Source organism: Helicobacter baculiformis (genome assembly GCF_900197685.1).
In the GTDB taxonomy this organism is placed as follows: Bacteria; Campylobacterota; Campylobacteria; order Campylobacterales; family Helicobacteraceae; genus Helicobacter; species Helicobacter baculiformis.
In genome coordinates this window covers 1-20,596 of the sequence record NZ_FZMF01000010.1, presented here as the reverse complement: position 1 = coordinate 20,596, position 20,596 = coordinate 1, and the positions used below count along the sequence as shown (strand labels likewise).

The 20,596-nt window shown below is 42.0% G+C and carries 17 protein-coding genes and 1 pseudogene; 7 read left to right on the top strand and 11 right to left on the bottom strand.

Features of this window, described 5'->3' with window-relative positions; all coding sequences use genetic code 11:
- Window positions 1–297: 297 nt before the first annotated feature.
- On the bottom strand, window positions 298–2,811 hold the full coding sequence (locus tag C6G87_RS01975) for a molybdopterin guanine dinucleotide-containing S/N-oxide reductase (RefSeq protein ID WP_104751868.1): 2,514 nt from the start codon (window positions 2,809–2,811) through the stop codon (window positions 298–300).
- A 10-nt stretch (window positions 2,812–2,821) separates the two neighbouring features.
- A complete protein-coding gene (locus C6G87_RS01970) occupies window positions 2,822–3,397 on the bottom strand; it encodes a cytochrome c3 family protein (protein WP_104751867.1) in 576 nt (191 codons plus the stop codon).
- A gap of 216 nt (window positions 3,398–3,613) precedes the next feature.
- On the opposite strand from C6G87_RS01970, the gene C6G87_RS01965 reads away from it, so the two are divergent.
- The 4 genes from C6G87_RS01965 (at window position 3,614) to C6G87_RS01955 (ending at window position 5,865) form a co-directional block, all read left to right on the top strand.
- On the top strand, window positions 3,614–4,324 hold the full coding sequence (locus C6G87_RS01965; RefSeq protein WP_104751866.1) for a Mu transposase C-terminal domain-containing protein: 711 nt from the start codon (window positions 3,614–3,616) through the stop codon (window positions 4,322–4,324).
- Entirely contained in the window at window positions 4,317–4,460 is a 144-nt protein-coding gene (locus C6G87_RS08465; RefSeq protein WP_158653071.1) for a hypothetical protein, read from the top strand. Before C6G87_RS01965 ends, C6G87_RS08465 begins: the two co-directional genes overlap by 8 nt.
- A gap of 238 nt (window positions 4,461–4,698) precedes the next feature.
- Window positions 4,699–5,568: an AAA family ATPase gene (locus C6G87_RS01960; RefSeq protein WP_104751865.1), complete on the top strand. Its 870-nt coding sequence runs from the start codon at window positions 4,699–4,701 to the stop codon at window positions 5,566–5,568.
- Between the two features lie 9 nt (window positions 5,569–5,577).
- The gene (locus C6G87_RS01955; RefSeq protein WP_104751864.1) at window positions 5,578–5,865 is read left to right on the top strand and encodes a hypothetical protein; all 288 of its coding nucleotides are present in this window, start codon (window positions 5,578–5,580) and stop codon (window positions 5,863–5,865) included.
- A gap of 295 nt (window positions 5,866–6,160) precedes the next feature.
- On the opposite strand, the pseudogene C6G87_RS01950 reads toward C6G87_RS01955, so the two are convergent.
- Window positions 6,161–6,271: pseudogene (locus C6G87_RS01950) on the bottom strand (competence protein ComB); the annotation flags it as partial.
- 680 nt (window positions 6,272–6,951) lie between these two features.
- Between C6G87_RS01950 and C6G87_RS01945 the strand changes: the two are divergent.
- From C6G87_RS01945 to C6G87_RS01935, 3 genes are all read left to right on the top strand, one after another.
- The gene (locus C6G87_RS01945; protein ID WP_104751863.1) at window positions 6,952–9,195 is read left to right on the top strand and encodes a relaxase/mobilization nuclease domain-containing protein; all 2,244 of its coding nucleotides are present in this window, start codon (window positions 6,952–6,954) and stop codon (window positions 9,193–9,195) included.
- Window positions 9,196–9,779: 584 nt separating this feature from the next.
- Window positions 9,780–10,856, top strand: coding sequence for a tyrosine-type recombinase/integrase (locus C6G87_RS01940; protein WP_199767602.1), 1,077 nt, complete (start codon window positions 9,780–9,782; stop codon window positions 10,854–10,856).
- Between the two features lie 37 nt (window positions 10,857–10,893).
- Entirely contained in the window at window positions 10,894–12,162 is a 1,269-nt protein-coding gene (locus C6G87_RS01935; RefSeq protein WP_199767601.1) for a hypothetical protein, read from the top strand.
- Between the two features lie 24 nt (window positions 12,163–12,186).
- Here C6G87_RS01935 and C6G87_RS01930 read toward each other — a convergent pair whose 3' ends face one another.
- From C6G87_RS01930 to C6G87_RS01895, 8 genes are all read right to left on the bottom strand, one after another.
- Window positions 12,187–12,828, bottom strand: coding sequence for a hypothetical protein (locus C6G87_RS01930; protein WP_158653070.1), 642 nt, complete (start codon window positions 12,826–12,828; stop codon window positions 12,187–12,189).
- 60 nt (window positions 12,829–12,888) lie between these two features.
- On the bottom strand, window positions 12,889–14,220 hold the full coding sequence (locus C6G87_RS01925) for a type IV secretion system protein (protein ID WP_104751860.1): 1,332 nt from the start codon (window positions 14,218–14,220) through the stop codon (window positions 12,889–12,891).
- Window positions 14,210–16,135: a toprim domain-containing protein gene (locus C6G87_RS01920; protein WP_104751859.1), complete on the bottom strand. Its 1,926-nt coding sequence runs from the start codon at window positions 16,133–16,135 to the stop codon at window positions 14,210–14,212. Before C6G87_RS01920 ends, C6G87_RS01925 begins: the two co-directional genes overlap by 11 nt.
- Window positions 16,135–17,556: a coiled-coil domain-containing protein gene (locus C6G87_RS01915; protein ID WP_104751858.1), complete on the bottom strand. Its 1,422-nt coding sequence runs from the start codon at window positions 17,554–17,556 to the stop codon at window positions 16,135–16,137. Before C6G87_RS01915 ends, C6G87_RS01920 begins: the two co-directional genes overlap by 1 nt.
- Before the next feature lie 3 nt (window positions 17,557–17,559).
- The gene (locus C6G87_RS01910; RefSeq protein WP_104751857.1) at window positions 17,560–18,084 is read right to left on the bottom strand and encodes a Fic family protein; all 525 of its coding nucleotides are present in this window, start codon (window positions 18,082–18,084) and stop codon (window positions 17,560–17,562) included.
- A gap of 10 nt (window positions 18,085–18,094) precedes the next feature.
- Window positions 18,095–19,147 carry an ArdC-like ssDNA-binding domain-containing protein gene (locus tag C6G87_RS01905; RefSeq protein WP_104751856.1) on the bottom strand — a complete coding sequence of 351 codons (1,053 nt, stop codon included), beginning with the start codon at window positions 19,145–19,147 and terminating at the stop codon, window positions 18,095–18,097.
- A 51-nt stretch (window positions 19,148–19,198) separates the two neighbouring features.
- Window positions 19,199–19,405: a hypothetical protein gene (locus tag C6G87_RS01900; protein WP_104751855.1), complete on the bottom strand. Its 207-nt coding sequence runs from the start codon at window positions 19,403–19,405 to the stop codon at window positions 19,199–19,201.
- A gap of 36 nt (window positions 19,406–19,441) precedes the next feature.
- On the bottom strand, window positions 19,442–20,596 hold a 1,155-nt coding region (locus C6G87_RS01895), incomplete at its 5' end, for a HipA domain-containing protein (RefSeq protein ID WP_324761392.1).

The window sequence follows — 20,596 nt, the reverse complement described above, 5'->3', positions numbered from 1 at the left end:
CCCCCATTTGCTTAGGCAAAAGCGTATTCTATCTTTGTAAAGCTTAGGGGTTGCTTAAAGGGAGTTGGGTTTCCTAGAATTATTGAAAATCTTGCCATAAAAGGTTAGGCGGCAGCAATAATACCAAGACATAGATAAATAACGATGACAAGCCTTTTAAAGATTGGAGGGCTAGGGGTTTAGTCCTACTACACATACTTTAACCCTGTCTAAGCCCAGCACAGATAAAAGTCTTTAGGTAGGATTATAAAGTATTGGAGAGATGCTTGTAATGTGCCCTAATGTATCCTGTGAACATTATGATCCGTTTCTAATCTTAGGTGCGTGGAACGCACTTAAAGGAGGTAGAGGTTTGGTATATTTTTCGATATTGACCAAGCTTGTATGCGCGCAGTTGCCATTAGAAAGTCTCGAAGCAGGTTTATCCATAGTGAGCACATTTGCGCTTCCTGACTTGCATAGCCCTTTGTTGTCCGGGTCATACCATGAACCTTCGCACAAGCGCACCACCCCTTGTCTAATACAATCGCTAACCACTGCACCCGCCAGCACCTCTCCGCGTGCGTTGAACACTCGCACCACGTCGCCATTTTTAATTCCCAACCTTTTGGCATCTTTTTTATGGATCAAAATGGGTTCACGCCCCTGTATGGCATAGATGTCACGCAAACGGGTTTGACAGAGTTGAGAATGCAGGCGGTATTTAGAATGGCTAGTGATTAAATGAAATGGAGTTTGTTTAGAGGCATTGCCCAGCCATTCACTAGGCTCAAACCACATCGGATGTCCTTGACAATCCTGGTATTTATAGCTAGCCACACGAGGAGAATAGATTTCAATGAGTCCGGAGTCTGTGCCTAAGGCGTTAAGGATGGGATCTTCAATAAAATCAGCAAAACGCACCCATTCCTGGCTTTCGGCAGTAGGTTGGAATGTGATGGGCACATTTTTTGCCCAAAACTCCTCAAAGCTGGGCATGGGAGTGAAGAGTTCGCCAAAGCTTTTAGTTTGCTGACGCGCGCTTTCGTAATACTCGCGGATAAAATCCTTGGGCTTTTGATTCTTCTGCGTGAAGAGTTCAAAAATTTCCTGCCCATAATGACGAGACAGATCAGAAAAGATTTGGTAATCGTCTTTACTTTCCCCTACTGGAGCAATAGCTTGCTTCATAGGAATAATGTGCATGTTGGAATAATCTCCACTCATAGTGATGTCGTCGCGTTCATAGGCAGAGGTGATGGGCAAAAGGATATCTGCCATTTTGGCTGTAGGTGTCCAATAGATTTCATGCACTACTACTGTACGGGGCTTGCGCCACGCGCGTAAATTTTTATTAGTGTCTTGCTGATGCACGATGGGATTACCCCCCACCCAATAGATAAAATCAATGTCCGGATAGATCAGTTTTTGCCCATTATGTTCTAAGGTTTTACCCGGGTTGAGCAAGGCATCGGCAATACGCGCCACCGGGATTGCACTACTCGTTCCATCGTCTAACCACTCTGGAACATCCTCGCTGTGTGCCTCAGAGACCAAGCCTATAAACTTGCCTTCTTTCCATATGCCCCGCCTGAGTGCATTCATGCCCGAGATTACCCCTCCCTTACAGGTGGGTACACCCCCATTACTGTAATGATAACTCAACCCAAAACCCCCACCCTTTGTGCCGATTTGTCCGAGCATGCAAGCAAGCGTAACAAGCATCCAATGAGGCTGTTCGCCATGTTGGGCGCGCTGCATTGCCCAACCACTCATTAACATGGTCTGTTGGCTGGCAAAGAGGGTGGCTAACCTTTTAATGGTCGCTACGCTCACCCCACAAATTTCACTCGCCCACTCAGGACTTTTAGGCACGCCGTCCTTTTTGCCTTGCAAATATTCTAGGAAAACTTCAAAACCAGTTGTGTAAGTATCTAGAAATTTTTTATCATGTTTATTGGTTGCTACTAACTGATATGCCATGCCTAGCATCAATGCCACATCCGTGTTAGGGCGTGGAGCAATCCACTCCGCACCTAGAAAATCCGCTGTATCTGTACGGACGGGATCAATACAAATCACCTTAATTTGACTTTTTTTAAGTTTTTCAAAATAGGCTAATCCTCGTTGATCGGTGGCTGTCCATGCAATGCGCAAAGTGGCAAGTGGGTCAGCCCCCCAAATTACCACGCATTTGGAATATGTTAAAATATTCTCCCATGAAGTCTGTTGTTCGTAGACTTCAATTGAACCCAACACATAAGGCATAATTACCTGAGAAGCGCCTGTAGAATAATCCCCCAAGCCCCCCACAAACCCCCCGGTAAGATTTAAAAAGCGGTGCAATAAAGTACGTGCATTATGTACATTCCCACTAGATTTCCAGCCATAACTTCCCCCAAAGATAGCATTATTCCCCTTGCTTTCTCTAGTTTTACGCAATTGCTCAGCCACTAATGCGATAGCTTGTTCATAGGGTACGCGTATGAAAGGCTCTTTACCCCGTAGTTCAGGCTTAGGGTTATTGGGATCTTTGAGGTAAGATTGGCGCACAAAAGGATATTTTATCCGCGAACGGTAAGCCAAACAGGGCGTGTAATGTTGTAAGGGATTATCCATCTCTGTAACCTTCTCCCATGGCTCGCTTTTAACAATTTTGCCCTCTTTGAGTACGAGTTTCAATGCGCCCCAGTGGGCTGCACTAATGACTGAACCATTACGCACCAATCCGGGCTTAATACCTGTACTCTTAGAAGCTTGTAGTCCAGAGGGCAATAAAGGCAACGCACTTAATGAGGCACTGAGCTTCAAAAACTTACGGCGATCTAACATAGTAAGCCTTTCAGGGGATTTTAAAATCTTTAGCGTTTTTTTGTAGGTATTGAATCACTAGCCAGCGATCCTTTTTGGCGATGGCAGTGCGTTCCTGCATAGAGCGAAAAATAGCGGGCCATGCGTTGGCACGGAATTCTCTAGGTTTATGTAATGTGTGGCAAGTACCACAATTATTTGAAAAAAGTTCCTGGGCACGCGCTAGGATTGCTTGTAGATCAGGGCTAAATTTAGCCTTATCGGTCCACATTTCCACGCGGACACGATCCCATTTACCCTCTTTTGAAGAGCCAAGATGCATAATTTTTAAGGGAGTGTTTTTGGCGAAGACAGCCACAAGCACGCGTTGGTGATCGTTGGCATAGAGCGCAAAGGGGGCTTTGGGATTGCTATAGCCTTCGATGCGCAAGAGTACGCGTGCACCTTGAGTTTTGAGCACATTAAAAGCATTGGTGGGCAATAAGCGCCCTGCCACCTTATCATCTTCTTGATGTAGATAGAGCGAAAGTACTTCAGGACTATAAAGCAGGCTTTGTGCCTGTAAAACCCCTCCTAAAATCAAAGCCATCAGCACACATTTTTTCATAAAAGTATCCTTTTTGGTATGATAGTATATCATATTTGAAGCTATCTTGAAAAGATAGATCTATTCAAAGAGACGCTTAGTTTATCAAAAGGGATTTATATGGCTCTTATAGAGTGGAGTTCTTTCTAAACGCATTCTCACAAGCTTTCATGCTAGCATAGGCACATTTTCTATGAACATGGACAGTCCTAGGAAGGTTGGTGTTTTTATGAGGGCGTGTTGCACAGCGCGCTCGAATGGCTACCGGGCTATTTGGGTAATAGTGTTGCCCAACGCCAACAAATCGAAGCCCAGTACGCCAGCAAGAAAGACACTTTGAGCGGGGCTAAAACGCGCATACCCGAACATGAACTACTCTTTGAGGATGAACTACAAACCGTTATAGATTATAAATTAAACGAAATGTATAACGACTACCGCGCCCATGCCCCCCATGTGCCCACACCCCAGCAATTAATCCAGATTCGCGCCTTCATGGGCAAACAACACCACCGCACCATCCGCGCCTTTGGGGTCGAGTTCAACGGGCAGACCTACACCAGCGCCCAAATTTGGGATACATGCGCGATTGGCGATGGCGTGTTAGTGGTGGAAAATATCGACAATCCCCAAGAAGTCAACCTTTATACCCCTTTAGGCAAGTTCATTTGTACGGCTAGAAGTACACAACTTAATGCGGAGTGTATGGATTTAGAAAGCTTCAAGCGGGCGAAGAAAACCTACATAGAGGGGCAAATTAACCCCTTCTTAGAAGCGGTCAAGCACGCGCGCGATAAAGTCGCCGCGCACCGTAAAGCCAATGTAGCAAACATCTTAGCCAAGAGCCCCCCCAAAGGCAAAGCAGCGCAAGCCCCCACCCCCCAAAAGCGCAGCATGAACACCCTAGAAGCGTTGCGCAGATTGAGAAAGGCGGCAGGTTATGACTGAAGAAGAGGCGCTTGTGTGGCAACAGGTTGACGTCGAAGTCTTAGAAGACGATCACATCACCCTCTCACGCGCCAAATTACAAGAGCTTTTAGCGCAAGCCTACCACGCGGGGCAGGAGATCTCAACAATATCTTAAACCCCCCAAAAACCCAAACCCCTTTACAGCACGGAGGAGCTAGAACGCAAATTCGGACACTAGGGCATACATAAGGCGCGGGGCGCGCCCTATGTATGCCCTAGTGTGCAAGAGTTGGAGCAAATACACATACAGAAAGGGAATATGGGTGTTTACCCGCTTCTTTAGAGCTTGCAATCTTGAAGCGGTGTTTAAGGCGTGTTCAACACAAAAGTAATCGACATTGAAAAGGAATAGAATGTATCTAGGCAAAGAATTAGAGGCATTTATCCGCGAGTTTCACCTCTCACAGGCGCAAGTGGCGCGCTCCATCGGACGCTCCCCCGCGCTCCTCTCAAAGTACTTGAAGGGTCAGTACGAGGTCAAAGATGTCAGCGCCCTTGAGGCAAGTATCAAAGACTTCATGCACGCCCACCGCCACCAAGCCCAAGAGCGCGTTAAACTCCAAAAAAGCCCCCTCAAGGAGCTTGAAAACTACAAAAATGCGCACTTCTTCATCGACCAAGCCGTCGTGTGTGAAGAAATGTGCTTGTTATATGGAGAGGCAGGAAGTGGCAAAAGCGCAAGTTTAAAAGCTTACGCCCAAAAATCCCCTCAATGCGTCCTGTTGGAGGTGATCCCTGGACTCAATGATAAAGACTTCTTAAGGGGGCTTTGCGAACATATGGGGGTGCAAAGCGCGCCCAGTGTAGCACAAACTATTTTAAACTTGGTTAAAAATATTCAGGCGCGGCAGGCTATTTTGCTGATCGATGAAGCCGAACACCTCAAAACCGCGAGCTTAGAAGCCTTGCGCCGTCTGCACGACTTTACACAGATGCCCATCGTGTTGGTGGGCACGCCCCAACTGCTGAAGAATTTGCGCGGCAAGCATGGGGAACTTTTGCAACTCTATAGCCGTATCTCGCTCAAGTATGCTTTTAGCGCCCCCTCAAAAGCAGATTTTAGCCTGCTTTTTGGGCAACATGCGAGCCAAATTGCCGCCATCACCACGAATCTACGCCGCGCGTGCAAAATCTATAAAATGGCGCAAAGGTTTCACCAAATAGACGCCACCCCTCTAGAAGAGGCAATAAATATCGTTGCCTCCATGAGCATCTTAGATTAAGGGGGTGGCATGCGGATCGAAGTGATGCGTATCCAAGTGTTTGAGTACTACTCTATGCGCTATTTTGGAGTGCCCCGGGCGTGGTCTTTGCGCCCCTCTTTTTTCCACCACTGCAGCCCCCAACGCTTAGAAGAGGTGCATTTTTGTTTTTGCGTGCTCTACAAGCTTGTGAGCCTTTTTGAGCGCGAAGCGCGGGGAGTATGTCAAGCATTGCCCCTGCTAGGTAGTCAATGCTCTTGTGTTTGCAAAAGGTCAAGAAATCACTTAGCACTACTTAGCTATCTCCAGATGCTCTAAAATCTTGTTTTCTAACCCTCTAAGTATTGCGTGCGCCTCTTCAAAACGCCCTTGTAGTGCTAAAACAGTCCCCATTTGAATCAAAGCCTTTGGGATTCTATCCATCGCCACTTGGAGCTATCGCAGATGTTTTGTTTCAACTGAAGGCACTGGATAGAAGTACTCTTCCAATATAGACTAAAAAAGTTTCTAAATCCACATTGCTTTCTTTGGCATGCTTCTTGCATTCCTTGTAAGTAGGTCCTCTCAGTTCAAGAACTACTTTTCTTTTGCTCTCTATATTTCTCCTTCTCTCTCACGCATAGAACTTAGAACTCTTGGTCTTAATCTTAGAGCGCGCTATCAAAATATCGCTAATGTCCTCATCAAAAAATTCTAAAATGCTAAATGCCAATAAGAATGAAACTTTTCAGTCACTTCTAAGTCTCAAACTAAAACTTGACGCCAATATAGCACAAAAATCCGAAATTTTGTCAAGCTATCTACAATGGCAGTTCTTAATGCACACTCTAATTCTGTAGTCGTTACGATAGTTCCAACGCTTTAAAGAGTAGTTCTGATATGATTCTCCTATGAGTTCTTGTTGTGCTACCATCCAGTTCCTCACCAACTTTAATCTAATTCTTAACAGTATGCCTACTCAGTTCTCAATAGTTTTTCTGTTCAGTTCTCATACTTGTTAATGTGAATTTTAATATGGTTTTCAAGAGTTCCCTACCAGCTACTAAGAGTCTCTGCACATTTTCTCCTCAGTTCTCCTAAATTAAATTATTAAATTATGTAGTCAGTTCTTCACTCGATTAAAAATAACCTTAGATAAATCTTAATATAAACCTTAAAAAAATCTTAACCATTGCATCTTGCATAGATTTTGACAAATATTGGACACGCCAAAAAACTCTTAAAATATCTATTTTTGATAAAAACGCTTTTTAACCCCCTTGTGTAGGGACTTTAGCCACAAAGTGTTAGATCACTTTGTGTTATCCTGCACACTTTAAACCTATATTTAAAATTCTCTCTGAATTTTTCAAAACTTTTTAGCTACAATCTATGCTCAAACACATAGGAAATAAGGGGAGATTGTTGGCAATAAAGCTTGTAGATGCGCCACTAGATTATAAGCCTGATTTAGATTGGATTGATGAGATCGTCAAACCCAAGAGGGCTAGACCTAATAGAGACACTTATGATACCAAGCTTTTAATTCGTTTCAATAATTTTGTGCAAAAAGGTGCACCTTCTAAGTTCATATACAGCGAAACAAAAACTCCCGTAATCATCAAAAATATCGGGCAGATGAAGCGCGCGCATTTGAAAAATGCGCTTGTCTATGCCCTTAAAGGCACAGATGACAAATTAGCTTATACTCAGTGGTTTGAGCAAAAGAGTATGAAAGACATTTTGGAGGAATGGACACAGGATTTTGATGTACTCAGAGATTGCAACGAAGCGATGCATTTGGTCTTTTCTCTCAAAGAAAAACCAGATGACCTGACAATGCACAATCTGCTCCACACTACCTTTGAAACACTCAGAACCTGTATGCCTGATTACAAATTTGCCTTAGTGCCCCACAATCACCAAGAACACGCCCATATCCATGTCTTTATCAACAAGACTAATCAAATCACTAAAAAGAGATTGCGTTTTGCCACACGCACAGATTGCAAAGAGTTCTTCCATGATTTGCGAGAAGAGTTTAGTTATCGTATCAATGCGTGGTTGCAAATCCCTGAGCATCTCTATGTCAATCAACCTAGCTTACAAGCCTTGGATAATCTTAACCAACGCTTATGTGCCATTAGAGAGGAAGAGAAAGAAGCAGAAAAAGATTTGGCTAGTAAAGAAGAGCATCTCAATCATTATAACCAAGAGCTCCTCAGTGTCGGCTCACAAGCTATCCATAAACGCATTAAATACTTAGAACAGCAGGCTAAATTTTATGAGGATAAGCTCTTGTGCGTTAGACAAGTCTTATCCCGCCGTGCTTGGGAAGAAACAGGTTTATTTCATATCAACCCAGAAGAACTTCAAAGACGTGCCACTCTCTCCAAAGGCTATAATGAGACTAACAAAGAACACTTTGAGTCTTTAGATGCCCTAGATGTCTCCACACTCCAAGATTTAAAAGCCCACTTCACCCAAGCTTTAGAACAACACCAACAGCACATTACCCACACTAAAGAGAGCTTGCAAGCTTGGCTAGACTACACCTACACACTCTTTGCACAACAAACTAGAGGCTTCACGCTCTTACAAAAGAAACAAGCCATCTATGAGCAATACCAACGCTTAGATAAACGCTACTTAGATAAAAACACTCTTGTGTTTATCTCCCAACTTAAAAGTGAAATAGAAATGCAGCGCACCACCCAAGAGAGAAACTTTATCAATCCTAACTTCTTAGACCACATCGCCCAAGCTCTGCACCACCAACAACCCACGCTTAAAAATCTTAAACACCACTTCTACAAACTCAAAACTTTAGAGCACCTTGTGTCCCAACTCAAAGAAGTCAATCCCAGTGAGCAAGAGAGACAACTCTTCATTATCCATAGAAACCAACAAACCCTGCTCAACATTGCCAATGAACGCCTAGCTTTCTTAGTGCAACGCTTCAATACACTTAGACAAGAAAAAGAGGACTTAGAGAGTGAGTGGAATCAATGGACACAGCAGTATAAACAAGTCACAACCCAACAAGAACAAGAAAATCTCTTGCTCCATCCAAACCATATCCAACTCAACCGCTCACTGGGGCGCACCAGCAAGAGTTTGTCTTTCATGGCTAAAGAGATTTTAAGTGCTAATCGCTTTTTAAACACCCACGCACAAGACTTGCCTCTGATCTTGCAAGATGCTAAACTGCTCTTGCAAAAGCTCAAAGTCGAGCAAAGAGAGTCAGCTTTCACGACAAGAGAGTTAGCTCAAACTCAAAAAGTTTCTCGTGTGCTCCACACCGCACAACCCACTCTGAAGCCTTCTATTGATGCAGATGGACAGAACCAATACAATCAACAACTCCCCACCCAAACACACCAAGCTCACACATCTGAGCCAAAAACAACCCGACCTGATTTGACTACCAACTCACAAGTTCCAGCTACTCTAGACTTCAAGGCAATGATGCAAATGTTGCAAGATCAACAAAAGACACTCCAAACAATGTCCCAAGAGCTCACAGAGCTCAAGCAACAGCAAAACAATAAATCTCCAGAGCTTGAGCAAACACAGCAAGACACCAGAACACAGCCACAGCTAAAACCCCAGTCAGCATTCACATACAATGGGACCTCTAGCAAGGAAAATGGCAGAGGCCATCGATAATTCACTTCTCCCATTTCAAAACACTTCTCATTACCTTTTAATGCTTTTAAAGGCTCATAGAAGGCAACTTTACAAAAATCCATATCAGCCCATTACCAATACTCTTAATCAATTCTAAGCCATTTTAGAGCAATACAGGTAGTATTTCATTTAAACGCTCTAGGCTTTCCCTAGAGCCACACACAAGCCAAACCATACAAACACACTAACCACTCTTTTTAAAGCGTTCTATGAGCCTTGTAAAACTTAAAATTTGCTGATAGCCTTTAGCAATTCACCTCTTAATACATATCGTGCCACACTTATGAGGTTTTGGCAAGATTCTATAGTCTCTACTTGGAGAGATTGAGGGGATTTTTAAGTTTTTCAAAAAAATTTGCTCACACATCATACATGCATGAAAAACAAACAATAGGTTAGTAAGAAGCTAAAGCTTCTTTCCCTTATTTTATTTTATATTTAGGGGGAAAACTTATTCCGTTTTCTACTAGTAATCCCGCACTCAAGGGAGGTGTTTTTAGGCATTCTCATTTTCTCTCTTTAAAATTGCATTCTTTTTAACAAACTCAATAAGGGAGATGAAAATGGCAAAAATAAAAACTAATCCAGTTTTGCGTTTGAGCAGAACACAAAGAGAACTCTTTGAAAATATCAAGGCGTTCTTACACTATAAGATTAAAAGCTTTACACCTGTGCAGGCTTTAGAGGATATGGCCAAGGTGCTCGGCTACCAAGAAGAAATTTTGAAATGCCCACATATCAGCGCACTAGAGAGTCTCTGCCACAAACTCTACAATCAAGGCATCAAGCATATTTTGATGGCGCGCATCTTATTCTTGTTTTTCATCCACTTTAAAGCCCATCTCAAGTTAAAGAGCTTGAGAAGTCTTACAGAGGAGCAAGTGATTAGTTTTCTCTTTAAGTTGGCACAGACTAGAAAACCTAGCTCTATGGCTAAATATGTGATGTATTTGAGACAATTCTTTGACTATTTGGATAGAAAACGCGCATACCATTTTGATTTCTCTTTAAAAAACCTCGCCTTTGCTAAGACAACACAGAGTCTGCCCAAACATCTCAATGCTCAAGACTTGAAAACCTTTGTCCAAACACTCCTAGACTACCAGCCGCGCTCTAGTTATGAAAAGCGCAATAAGTGTATTCTCTTGCTTGTGATACTAGGCGGTCTTAGAAAAAACGAAGTGTTTAATTTAGAGCTCAAGAATATCAAGCCTGAAGAACAAAACTACTCCATTCTCGTGCTAGGCAAGAACAAACAAGAGAGAAAAACCTACATTCGAAAATCCATCTTAGAACAGGCTTTGCACGATTGGATGAACGACCATAGGAGGTTGCAATATTTCAATGGGGTGTTTCTTTTCAAAAAAGCCACACAATCTCAAAGAACTTGCCAGCTCAAAAACTTCATCGCTAAGATTTTCAAATGCTCTAAGATCAAGCATTGCCACACATACGGCACAGGTCTGCATCTCTTTAGGCATAGCTTTGCTACACTGATCTACCAAGAGACACAGGATTTAGTTCTCACTAGCCGAGCTCTAGGGCATAAATCCCTCCTCTCTACTAAGGTCTATATCCACACTACTCAAGAACACAACAAAAAGGTCGCTTGCGTGTTTGACACGCTTTTAAAAACTTAAGGATGGGGGTGTATAATGGAGAGAAAGGAGAGTTAGGATGCTTAAGAATGCTCATCAGCCTTTCCTTTCCCTTATTCTCTCTAGCACTCTTGTCTCTGGTGCCTTGGCTACTGGTATGCTCACCTATGATGCTGAGGCAAATGCCCATTTAGCCACTACTAATAGCCAACAAACCACCATGATAGGCAAACTTGTAGATGGGATTAGAAAATACGAAGAGATGATCTCTAAAGCTCAAGAGCAAATTGCTCAGTTAAACAAAGTCAATGACTTAATGAACAAGGCAAATGCTCTTATTAGTGGTTCTGCTATCACCATTGCTAATCCTATGCATCTGCTAGATCAGTTTAAAAGCCAAATTGCTAGCATTCAGGCTAATTATGAAGACTTGAAGCAAGCTGTAGAGAATTTTGATATTAGAGACAAATTAAGGGATAAGTATTTGAAAAAAGAGTGTCCGTGGTTGGACTTGGATAAGTTGAGTTACAAAACAACGGATTTAAGCAAGGCAATTATAGGCACTGGTGCAGAAACTAGGCTAGTCAAAGATGCTAAAGCTCTGTTGCGCACTCTCAGTGATGACAACACTCTTTCAGCCTACCAAAACTTGAAAGATGAGATTACGGGTAAATCTATGGGTTTAATGGTGTGTGAAAGCCTCAATGAAGCGCGCGATGAAGTGGATATGGATAATTCTTTCACAGCAGAAGCTAAAGCAATCCTAAAAGGAGATTACACCACAGCTAACCAAGAACGGCTTAAAAGAGCTGTGGCTAAATTTAAAAAGAAAATCAAACAAGAACAACAGCTCAATGAAAAAATCCAACCGTTAATTGCAAGATTAGACACACTCAAGGCTGATTTGGGTGTAACAGACAAGAATGCTAATGATAATAAACAGAAAATTCAATATTGCAAAGAGAACCCAAACACTCATACCTGTGAACCTATACTCCTCACTAAAGACAAACTTTCTAATGATTTAGATCAAATCACTAAGCAATTTCAAGAGACTCTAGCAGCAGCTACAAGCAAAGATGCTCAATCCCAAGTCTTTGCAGACTATAACCAAAAAATCAAGGGCTTGACGCTTGCGTATTTGAGAGAGATTACTAATCAGTTGCTCTTTTTGAATAAGACGATGGCGATGCACTCGGCATTGGTGGCGGATGTCTATAAAAGAGAATACGGAATCGGGCTGAGTGGCGTGGATAGAACTAAGATGGTTAATTATAAGAGTAGAGATAAAGAGTTAGAGGTCTATTCAAATACAGATAGGCATGGTATGCCTGATCCTGCGCCTTAAGAGTTAGTATCTATGAGAAAGCTATCAAAATTCTACATTCCTTAGAAAATCGTAAATTGTATGGCGTGGGTAACCGAGCTCTACGTCTAAAGCACTCATACACTCATGGCGGAAGTCAGTTTTTAGAGGATGGTAGCTACCATATTTGCGTAATTGGCTAGAAAAGGTCCTATAGCACTTGATTAAAAAGGCATGACGGATTTTGAGGTCATCATATTTGTGAGTTTTCTTATTATTGGGATATCTATCCATGACAACATTGACATCATATAATTGAGGCAATGGATAATATCCAAAGGTGTAAGTAACAAATGCACTCCTCCTAACTAGCAACCTGCACTTCTTGTCTGTTTTTAAGACATCTTGTCCCTTTTCTAGACCATCTGCCATTCTGATGTAACACTGCGTTAGCATAGCAGTTAAGCTATTTTTCTTTTGCTTTCTTGCGCGCTGATCTGCTAATCTATTCCCTTCTTCTGCCCGTTCACATTTAGCCTCTTGGGCTTCACTCAAATTAGGAAAAAGTCTGTCGCACTCTTTCAGCACCTTCTCTCGCTCTTGTTTATGAGTAGAATAATACTCCGCGCTCTCAGTTGCATAAGCACAAGTAGCAAAAAGACCCGCTAAACCAACACTCTTTAGCGCACGCTTTAAAGTCTGTTGCATGAAAAAACCCTTTTTCAAGAAAAACTCAAAAACTAGCATTGTAACATTTTTTAGCTTAATTCACCCGCCCCCTTTCTGGTTTTCCCAGTTTCCTTTGCCAGTATTGGGCGTGTTGTTTGGGGGATTGTATTGATTGCCCGTATTACTGCCTGTTGCAAATCCACTCCCCAAAGCATTTTTGATCGTGTGCACACCAAACTTCACTCCCGCACTAATAGATTCTCTATCAGCCACAGCACTAACTCCCCCTGTTGCTCCCATTGTCCCTAGAGCTCCTAGTCCTGCTCTCACGCCTGCTAACCCCCCTCCTGCACTCTGATAAGCCTGAGTGATCTTATTGGCAGCCGTTACTGCAGAACCCCCTACTACCACACCCCCTGCTGTCATGCCTATCTTTTGCATCATTTCAGTGATTGCGCCCACACCTCCACTTGTGTTAAAAATGCCATTGATAAAATCTGGAATGCGCTTGACAAGGTAGAAACAAACCAAGGAAGATAAAATCAAAAGCACTAAATGTCCCAATAATCCAACAGAATCCAGCACTCCATTAACTGCTGCTACGCCATTCTGTAAAAGTTTAGAAGGGTCTCCAAAAAATTCTTGTTTAATTTCAGTTTGTGAGGGGATTTTTTTAGTTGTCTCTTTGATAATATTAAAATTGAAAAAGGCTACCAACATTAGGCAGGGCTTATAAAAAGTCAAAGAGAGCAACTTCTTAATATAGCTAAATAACATACCCTTAGTTTGGGGAAATAGCCCTAAAGGCAAGACTACAATGCCTAGGGCTAGCCAAATTTTTGTTTCTACAAACACCATCAACACGATGATTAAAACTAGGGCTATAAATAGCACTTGTGCGACTACTAATAAGAAAAACAAGACAAGTTGGGGCAGCATCGTGAAAAACATCTTCCATCCTAATTCTTTGAACACCGCACTATAAAATAAGGTGATCCCGTAGTAGGATCGATCAATTAAATTTGCAATAGATGTGTGCTCGCCTTTAGAAATATTTTCAAATTCTGCGTTAAAAAAAGCTCGCATACTCTTGTCAATTATGTCTGTTAAGGCTTCTGCAGGGATGTAGATAATGTTTTTAATCTCGCGTATGTAAGTAGCTGGCTCAGAGATTGCCCAGTTAATAATACCTACAAACACTACAAACACCCCCACACCCATCAAAGTTTTGAATTGAAACAAATCCCCTTCCTTGACCCGTTTATAAGCCCATACCATAAACAGGATAGAGAGGATGATATTCAAACTCATCTGCACTCTGAAAAGCTCTGTCATCTGTGTAGCTAAATCACTAACCACATTCTCTGCGGGTCCTTGAAAAAAGTTAATTACCTTTGCAAAGAAACTCCCTGCAGGATATTTATCTCCCATACTTCCTTCCTATGTTACGATTCACCCCCACCTTCAGCCTCTCCAACCTACTCATCATGTTAGCATTGAAGTTTTTGATGCTAGCAATGCTCTCTAACTTCTCTAAAATCTCTCTCTTGCTCTCCACACAGACATAGGGATTCTCTAACTCCTCCAAGCCCCTAGAGACATACCTATGCACACTACTAGCATTGACATTGCTATCCTCTATAATCTGGCTCAGTTTGAGATCGTCATTGCAGTCTTTGGAAAAGGGGGTATAGACTTCTGGTAATTGGTTTGTGCAATTAAAAAATATCTCTTCTAACAGCTGTGTATAGCGTTGTCCTTGTTCATCATTATCACAAGCTAAAATCACATTGACAGACAAGTCAGGCGGATTAACCACACTAGGCGGACTAAACATCTTTCTAGGGATTTTCTCTGTGAAGAGATTTACAGAGACTTGTTGTTTAAAGGGCTCTATGTCTAATACCTTCTTACCTTTTGCAAACACAGGCTCGGCACTCTCAGGGCTCTTATAATAAGCCCTTCCCCTATCTACCACGACTTTTTTATCTATGAAGTCGTATAAACCTAGAGTCTTAGCCACTAAACTATTTACTTTTAAGAAGCTGTCTGTATCTAAAGAGCCTAAAGGCTGTGTTGTGGGGATAAGGACACGATAGCGATCAGCGATATGTCCGTTCTTCTCTGCTTGGTGGCTCTTAGAGGGCATTATTAAGCTTTCTATGTCGTGTTTTTCTAACAAGTCTTGGGCTTGCTTTAAGGTGAGTTGGGGGCTGTCCTTGTCATTATCAATGTCATAGATGAGAAGATTAGTGAAACTCTTAGCATTAGAAGCATTGCGATAGCCTTTTTCAAATACCGCACTAGAATAAGGGGAAGACTTTATGGCTTGTGCCAATTCTGCTAGAGTGTTCACGCTTTGTTCTTGCCAATAACTAACTGGCATCTCTTTAGGGTTGCGTTTGTCAAAATATTTAGGTTTTGAAAAGCTAATCTTTGAGGTTTTATTGATGGTGGGCTGTGTGTCTTTAGGCTTTTGGGCTTGTTCTCTCTCATAGAGCCTCCACTCTTTGTAGGCTTTCATTTCTTGCATATACTGCTGGTATTCTTGACTCTTGTCTTGGTTCATCTGCTGAAATAATCCACTCACGAAGGCGCGTATCTTCTCTACTCCAAACTGCCCCGCACTGCCTAATAATAGAGTTGTATTAGGGTCCAAGTTTTTCATTTGAAGATATGCCATGCTATCTAAGATGCTTTCTGTCATCACAATAGACTTAACAGCCATCAAGCCTTCATTAGGCATAAGCATTTGCACACCCTTAGAGCCTTGACAAAGTTCTTTTAGTGGCTTGTCTCTAGGCGAGCCATCTGCGTGGATGGCAAGTGGTCTATTTAAGCGTTTGCTAATGGCGCTTAGTATAAGTCCTTGATTTTCACAAAGATAATTGGGCACACAGAGGTTGTTATGTCCATCAACCCTCAAAGAGTGCTGATAGCTTTTAAAGAGAGTGCCTTGAATGCCCCTGCTTCTTAGAAGTTGACTTTTATCTAAATCATAGAGAAGTAGGGATTGAAAAATCTCTTTAAGACTCTTGTGTTTCTGCTGGCTGGTTTGAGAAATTGCAGAGTTCTTTGGCTTGTATTGTGTATCTCCCTTAATTAAATCCTCTAATCTCAACCCACGTTTTTGACAAAAGTTGATGATATTGCCTCTATCACTACTATCTTCAGTGTTAAAGTAGTGATAACTCCCTGCACTATTCTTAACAATAAGCTTCCCTCTTTCATTAGGGTGTTTGAGTACAGGGTAGTTAAGAGTGCTTTTTTCTTTGTCTAACACATAGCCATAATCTTGCAAAATGCGATCTAAGGGCAGATAGATGGCATCTTTGATATAAGCCATTAACGCCTTCTGCCTCTAGGTCTTTTAGGAGCGTCTAGCCAGGGTTCAGGTATGAGTGTAGGTGTGTTGTTTGCCACTGGTTGGGCTTGAGCATTGGTCTGTGCTTGTTGGTTTAATTCATTATTTGTGGCAGAACTTAGATGAACACTGGAGTTTTGGGATTCTAACCACGGCTCAGGTATTGGCGTGTTGTGTGGAGCTGGCTGTGCTTGGCTGGTTTCTCTTGTTTGACCTACTTCTTGCTGGCTAGTCTCTCTAGTTTTTTGCATTGTCTTAAGACATCGATTCATTGCATCAGCAACCTTGCCATCCATAGGCTCTAGGCTTGCTTGGCATTGTTGCACATAGTTTTGAATAGCGGTATAGTGTTCTGCTTCTAAAGGATGTCCTAACACGGCTTTGACACTCAGTTGCAAGCCTAAATCTTGCATGTGTTTATTGCCGTGAGCCTGTTCTAAAGCGTCATTAATGAGATTGCGATGTTCTTGGGTGAGCTTGCTGGGTTGTTTTTGAGAAAGCACTAACAAGACTTTGAGCTCTGCTTCTGTCATGTGGGTCTTGGCATAATTGAGAAAACTCTCTTTAAAATCTGTCTTGGTTTTGATGCGTTTTTGTTGCACATCTAATTCTACTTGCTTGAAGTAGCTATGTAGTTTGGCATACTTGTCATCTATTTCTGTGGCTTGTGGTGGAGTCTGTTGGGGATTAGGCTGGCTTAACTGCTCTGAATTGTTTTCTTGGTTTCTCTTTGCCAAGTCTTTAGCTTCAGCTTCTAACTCTTGCTCTGCTCTGTTTGGTTGTTCTGTTAGAACTTCTTGGATTTCATCTTGAAAAATGGCGATACTTTGTAGGAGCTCTTGCTCTTCTGAGCTCTCTTGGACTTGCTCTAACTCTTGCTCCTGATCTTCTCTCTGTGGTTCATCTAGCGCATTCTCTTGGATATGTTGCCCCTTGAGCTGTGCGATCTCTTGAGCCATTGCTTGGATTGTCTGTTGTTGTTCTTGGACCATTTGGAGTAATGCGTGTTGGGCATCCCGTGCTCCATCGGCGGCTTCTAACTCTTGCTCTGCTCTGTTTGGTTGTTCTGTTAGAACTTCTTGGATTTCATCCTTGAGAATGGCAATATCTTGTTGGAGTTCTTGTTGTCTGTCTGCTTGCTCTAATGTCTGTGTCATAGTCTGCTCCATTTCTTTTTTAAATGTGTCGATGTAATCACTGATGGTTAAGATGTCTTGTTGATCTATGGCATTGCTAGCAGCGCCCACCGCCTGCATTTCTTGTTTTAAAATCTCAAAAAAATGTTCTGAATCACTGCCTTTAGCTTGTTGCACTTCTTGCACAAAAGCGCGCATAAAAGCTTCTCTCCCATCATCTCTCCAAGTGCGCCACGCTTTTAAAAAGCCATTGAGAAAGTTGTCCATTTTTTACCTCCGCCTTCTGTGTGTGGCTGGGTTATGATGTGCCAGTGCTTGTGCTTCTCTTAAAAATGTGACTTCTCTTTGGTAGGTTTGGATAAAAAAAGGTAGATAAGATGTGCCCGTAATCCCAGTGATATTGTGGTTGCGCATCACACCACAGTTGTTTGGAGAAACCAGTTCTTGGGACAGAATGGCATGTAGGTTCTGGCATGTCTCTAAGCTGATGGGTAAATCTTCTTTAAGAATTACATCAAAAGCGTTTCTTAAATTTAAAATCATCTTGGCATCACTGTATTTCTTGCCTCCAGCAGTCAAACCTTCTTCTAGCAAGGCAAGTGTATCCAGTTTGCTATAGGTATTACCCTCAATCTGAGCAGAAGAGTAAATGAAATCAAAACGCAATTTCTTCATACAACCCTGCATCGTAGCAAAATCGCTAAAGTTAAAACTCAGAGAATTTAACTGTTGCTTTTGCTGAGGGTTTAAAATGTGTAAATTATCTAAAAATTGGGGATTGTAATGCATAGTCATTCTCCTTCAGTTAGCGTCCTCTACCTTTGGATGGTGTCGCAAAGTAAGTTGCATTTAAGGCTTCATTTTTTGATTGTTGCTGTGTCTTGAGCCAAGCAAGCTCTTGAGCCATCTTTTGGATTATCTTGTGTTGCTCTTGCAGCATTTGAATCACTTTTTGTTGTTCTTGCAACATCTGCATCACAATTTGCATCCCCCGCTGATTCTCTAGGGTGATTGGGGCTTGTGGCATCACCATCTCTAGGTTATGTTGGCTTGTCTGGTTTAACTTAGGAGTGCTGTATTGCTGTGGCTGACTTGGCTCAGGCGTGTTTGCTCCTATATGTTTTTGTGAGGGCTGTTGTCTATCTCTAGTGTATTGCTGGTTGTGCTGGACATAATGGGCGACATAGTCTAGTACTCTTTGGTATTGTTGTCCTGTGAGCTTGGCAGAGAGATCGTAGATCACTAGACTTTGGTTGTCTAAAGAAAAACGCTCATCTGTGTATAGGGGCTTTAAACTCTTGGGATTTAAAGGTTTTAGGTGTGTTCTATCAATACTCTTAAAACACTCCACATTATAAAGATGCTTGATTTCTAATCTAGGCTGGATTTCTACACGCGCCTCCTCCGTCTCCCACAAATAGTTGCCATATCTGTCGTGAAGTTGATTACCGTTAGGGTCTAATAGGGGGATGGGGTTGCCCTGTGCGTCTTTCTTAGGGACTTTTTGCATTTCGTGGGTTTTAACATAGCTAATGCTAGCCTTCTTAATTGAGCCTTGAGGATTCTGACTTGATTGGGTGTTATTGTGAATAAAGTCTAATTCTCTAGCATCTGCTCCTAGTCGTTGGGCTTCTTCAAGACTGATCCATGCATTGCTAGTGTAATTGCCCTCTTGTTGCTTGGCATCCAAAATCAAAGCATTCAAGCCACTGTAAGCGCTACCTGAATAGGTATTGTAGGCTCTGTTATTGGGTTTGAAGGTTAAGCCCTGCTCTAGGGCTAAGTTAACCTCATGCGCTAGAAAATCTCTAAACATCGTTTTTTGTTCGGCTACACTCATCTCATCCCACGATTTCATTCCTTCTCCCTTATTTTCACCTCTTTGTGATTTGGTATTGCTTTAAAACTCTTAGACTTCATCCTCGCCATCTAGCCAAGGTTCATCAGGTAGTGTAGGTGTGTTAGAGGTAGTGCTGACTTGTTCTTGCTGTGTAGATGGCTCTACATCTTCTAAGGGTACGCCATAGGCTAAGAACTCTGCCAAATCTTCTGGGCTTAGTGGGTAACTGCCCTCTGTGAGTGTTTGCAATTCTGTTGCTTGTTCTAGTTGTTGCATTGTTTTCCTTTGTATTAGATTGGGGTTGAGTTTGCACTACCTGCGCCTGCGTTTGGAGGGTGCAGGGGGTTCTAGGGTTGTAGATTGCATAGAAAAACCTTGAGGACGTAGAGGTGTTTCTGGGAATTTGGTTTGTTTGTTGGTTTCTGGTAATTCAATGTTTTCTTGGCTACGGACAATATCTAAAGCCCTTGTGTAGGCCACATCAATAATCTTTTCTTTGCGTTTTTCCAAGATAACTTTCAAAAAATCCTTATGCAATGCAGATGCATATGGAGTGTTGTCAATGATAGTGTGTATTTTTGCCATGTCTATTTTGTTATAGAGTTTCACAAGAGCATTTAAGCAATCCTTATCCTCAGTCGTCGTCAGGAAATTAAAGTAGGTGATTCTTTTATCCCTATCATCTTTCAAGGCAGAATATGGCGAGAATGTCAGATTGTTCAGGTCTTGCTTGTTATTTAGAGTTTTAAGCATCATAGTTTCATCTATTTGTGAAAGCAAACACGATCCACAATCAAAAATAGGTGCAATACTATATTTTTGCGTTGCAAAATTCTTTAGTAATCCCCAATTACCATTGTGCCTATCAAAATTTGCCAATAACGCATCCGCAATAAACATGTCCCAGAAATGCCGTTTTAATTCTAAACTATTTACATTTTTCTGTTGGTCTATAGCAGATAACACATCAGTTAAGGTAGTATCCCATCCGCCATTTTCTATGCTGACAATACTATTCTTCACAGATGTAAAATCCACGAATTGACAAATATTCCCCGTGAAATCCTTACAAGCTACAACCACTTTATCATTGTAAGTTCCCAACAAGGTCTCTTGGACACTCAACCCCAGCGAATCCACAATGTGGCATGCAATGTATTCACTAAAACAGCTATTGATATAGGACATACTAAGTTTTTTTGATGGCTTAGGTTTGGGTGGAAACTTGAGCATATAGCGTTCGTTTCTCCAAAAGATAGACATTTTGCTACCATTTGAGCCATCATATAACTTTGTATTGTCAACAAGACAATTTGTGAAGTCTATACCCTTATCCTTCTCCATCTTAAACCCTGTGCTCCCATCATTTTTGACATTGTATTCATCTACTTCTTTATTGTATTGCGCAATCCACTTTTGAGAAAAATTTTCAGCCATTCTTCCCCCCCCACTCCTCAATAAAGCCAC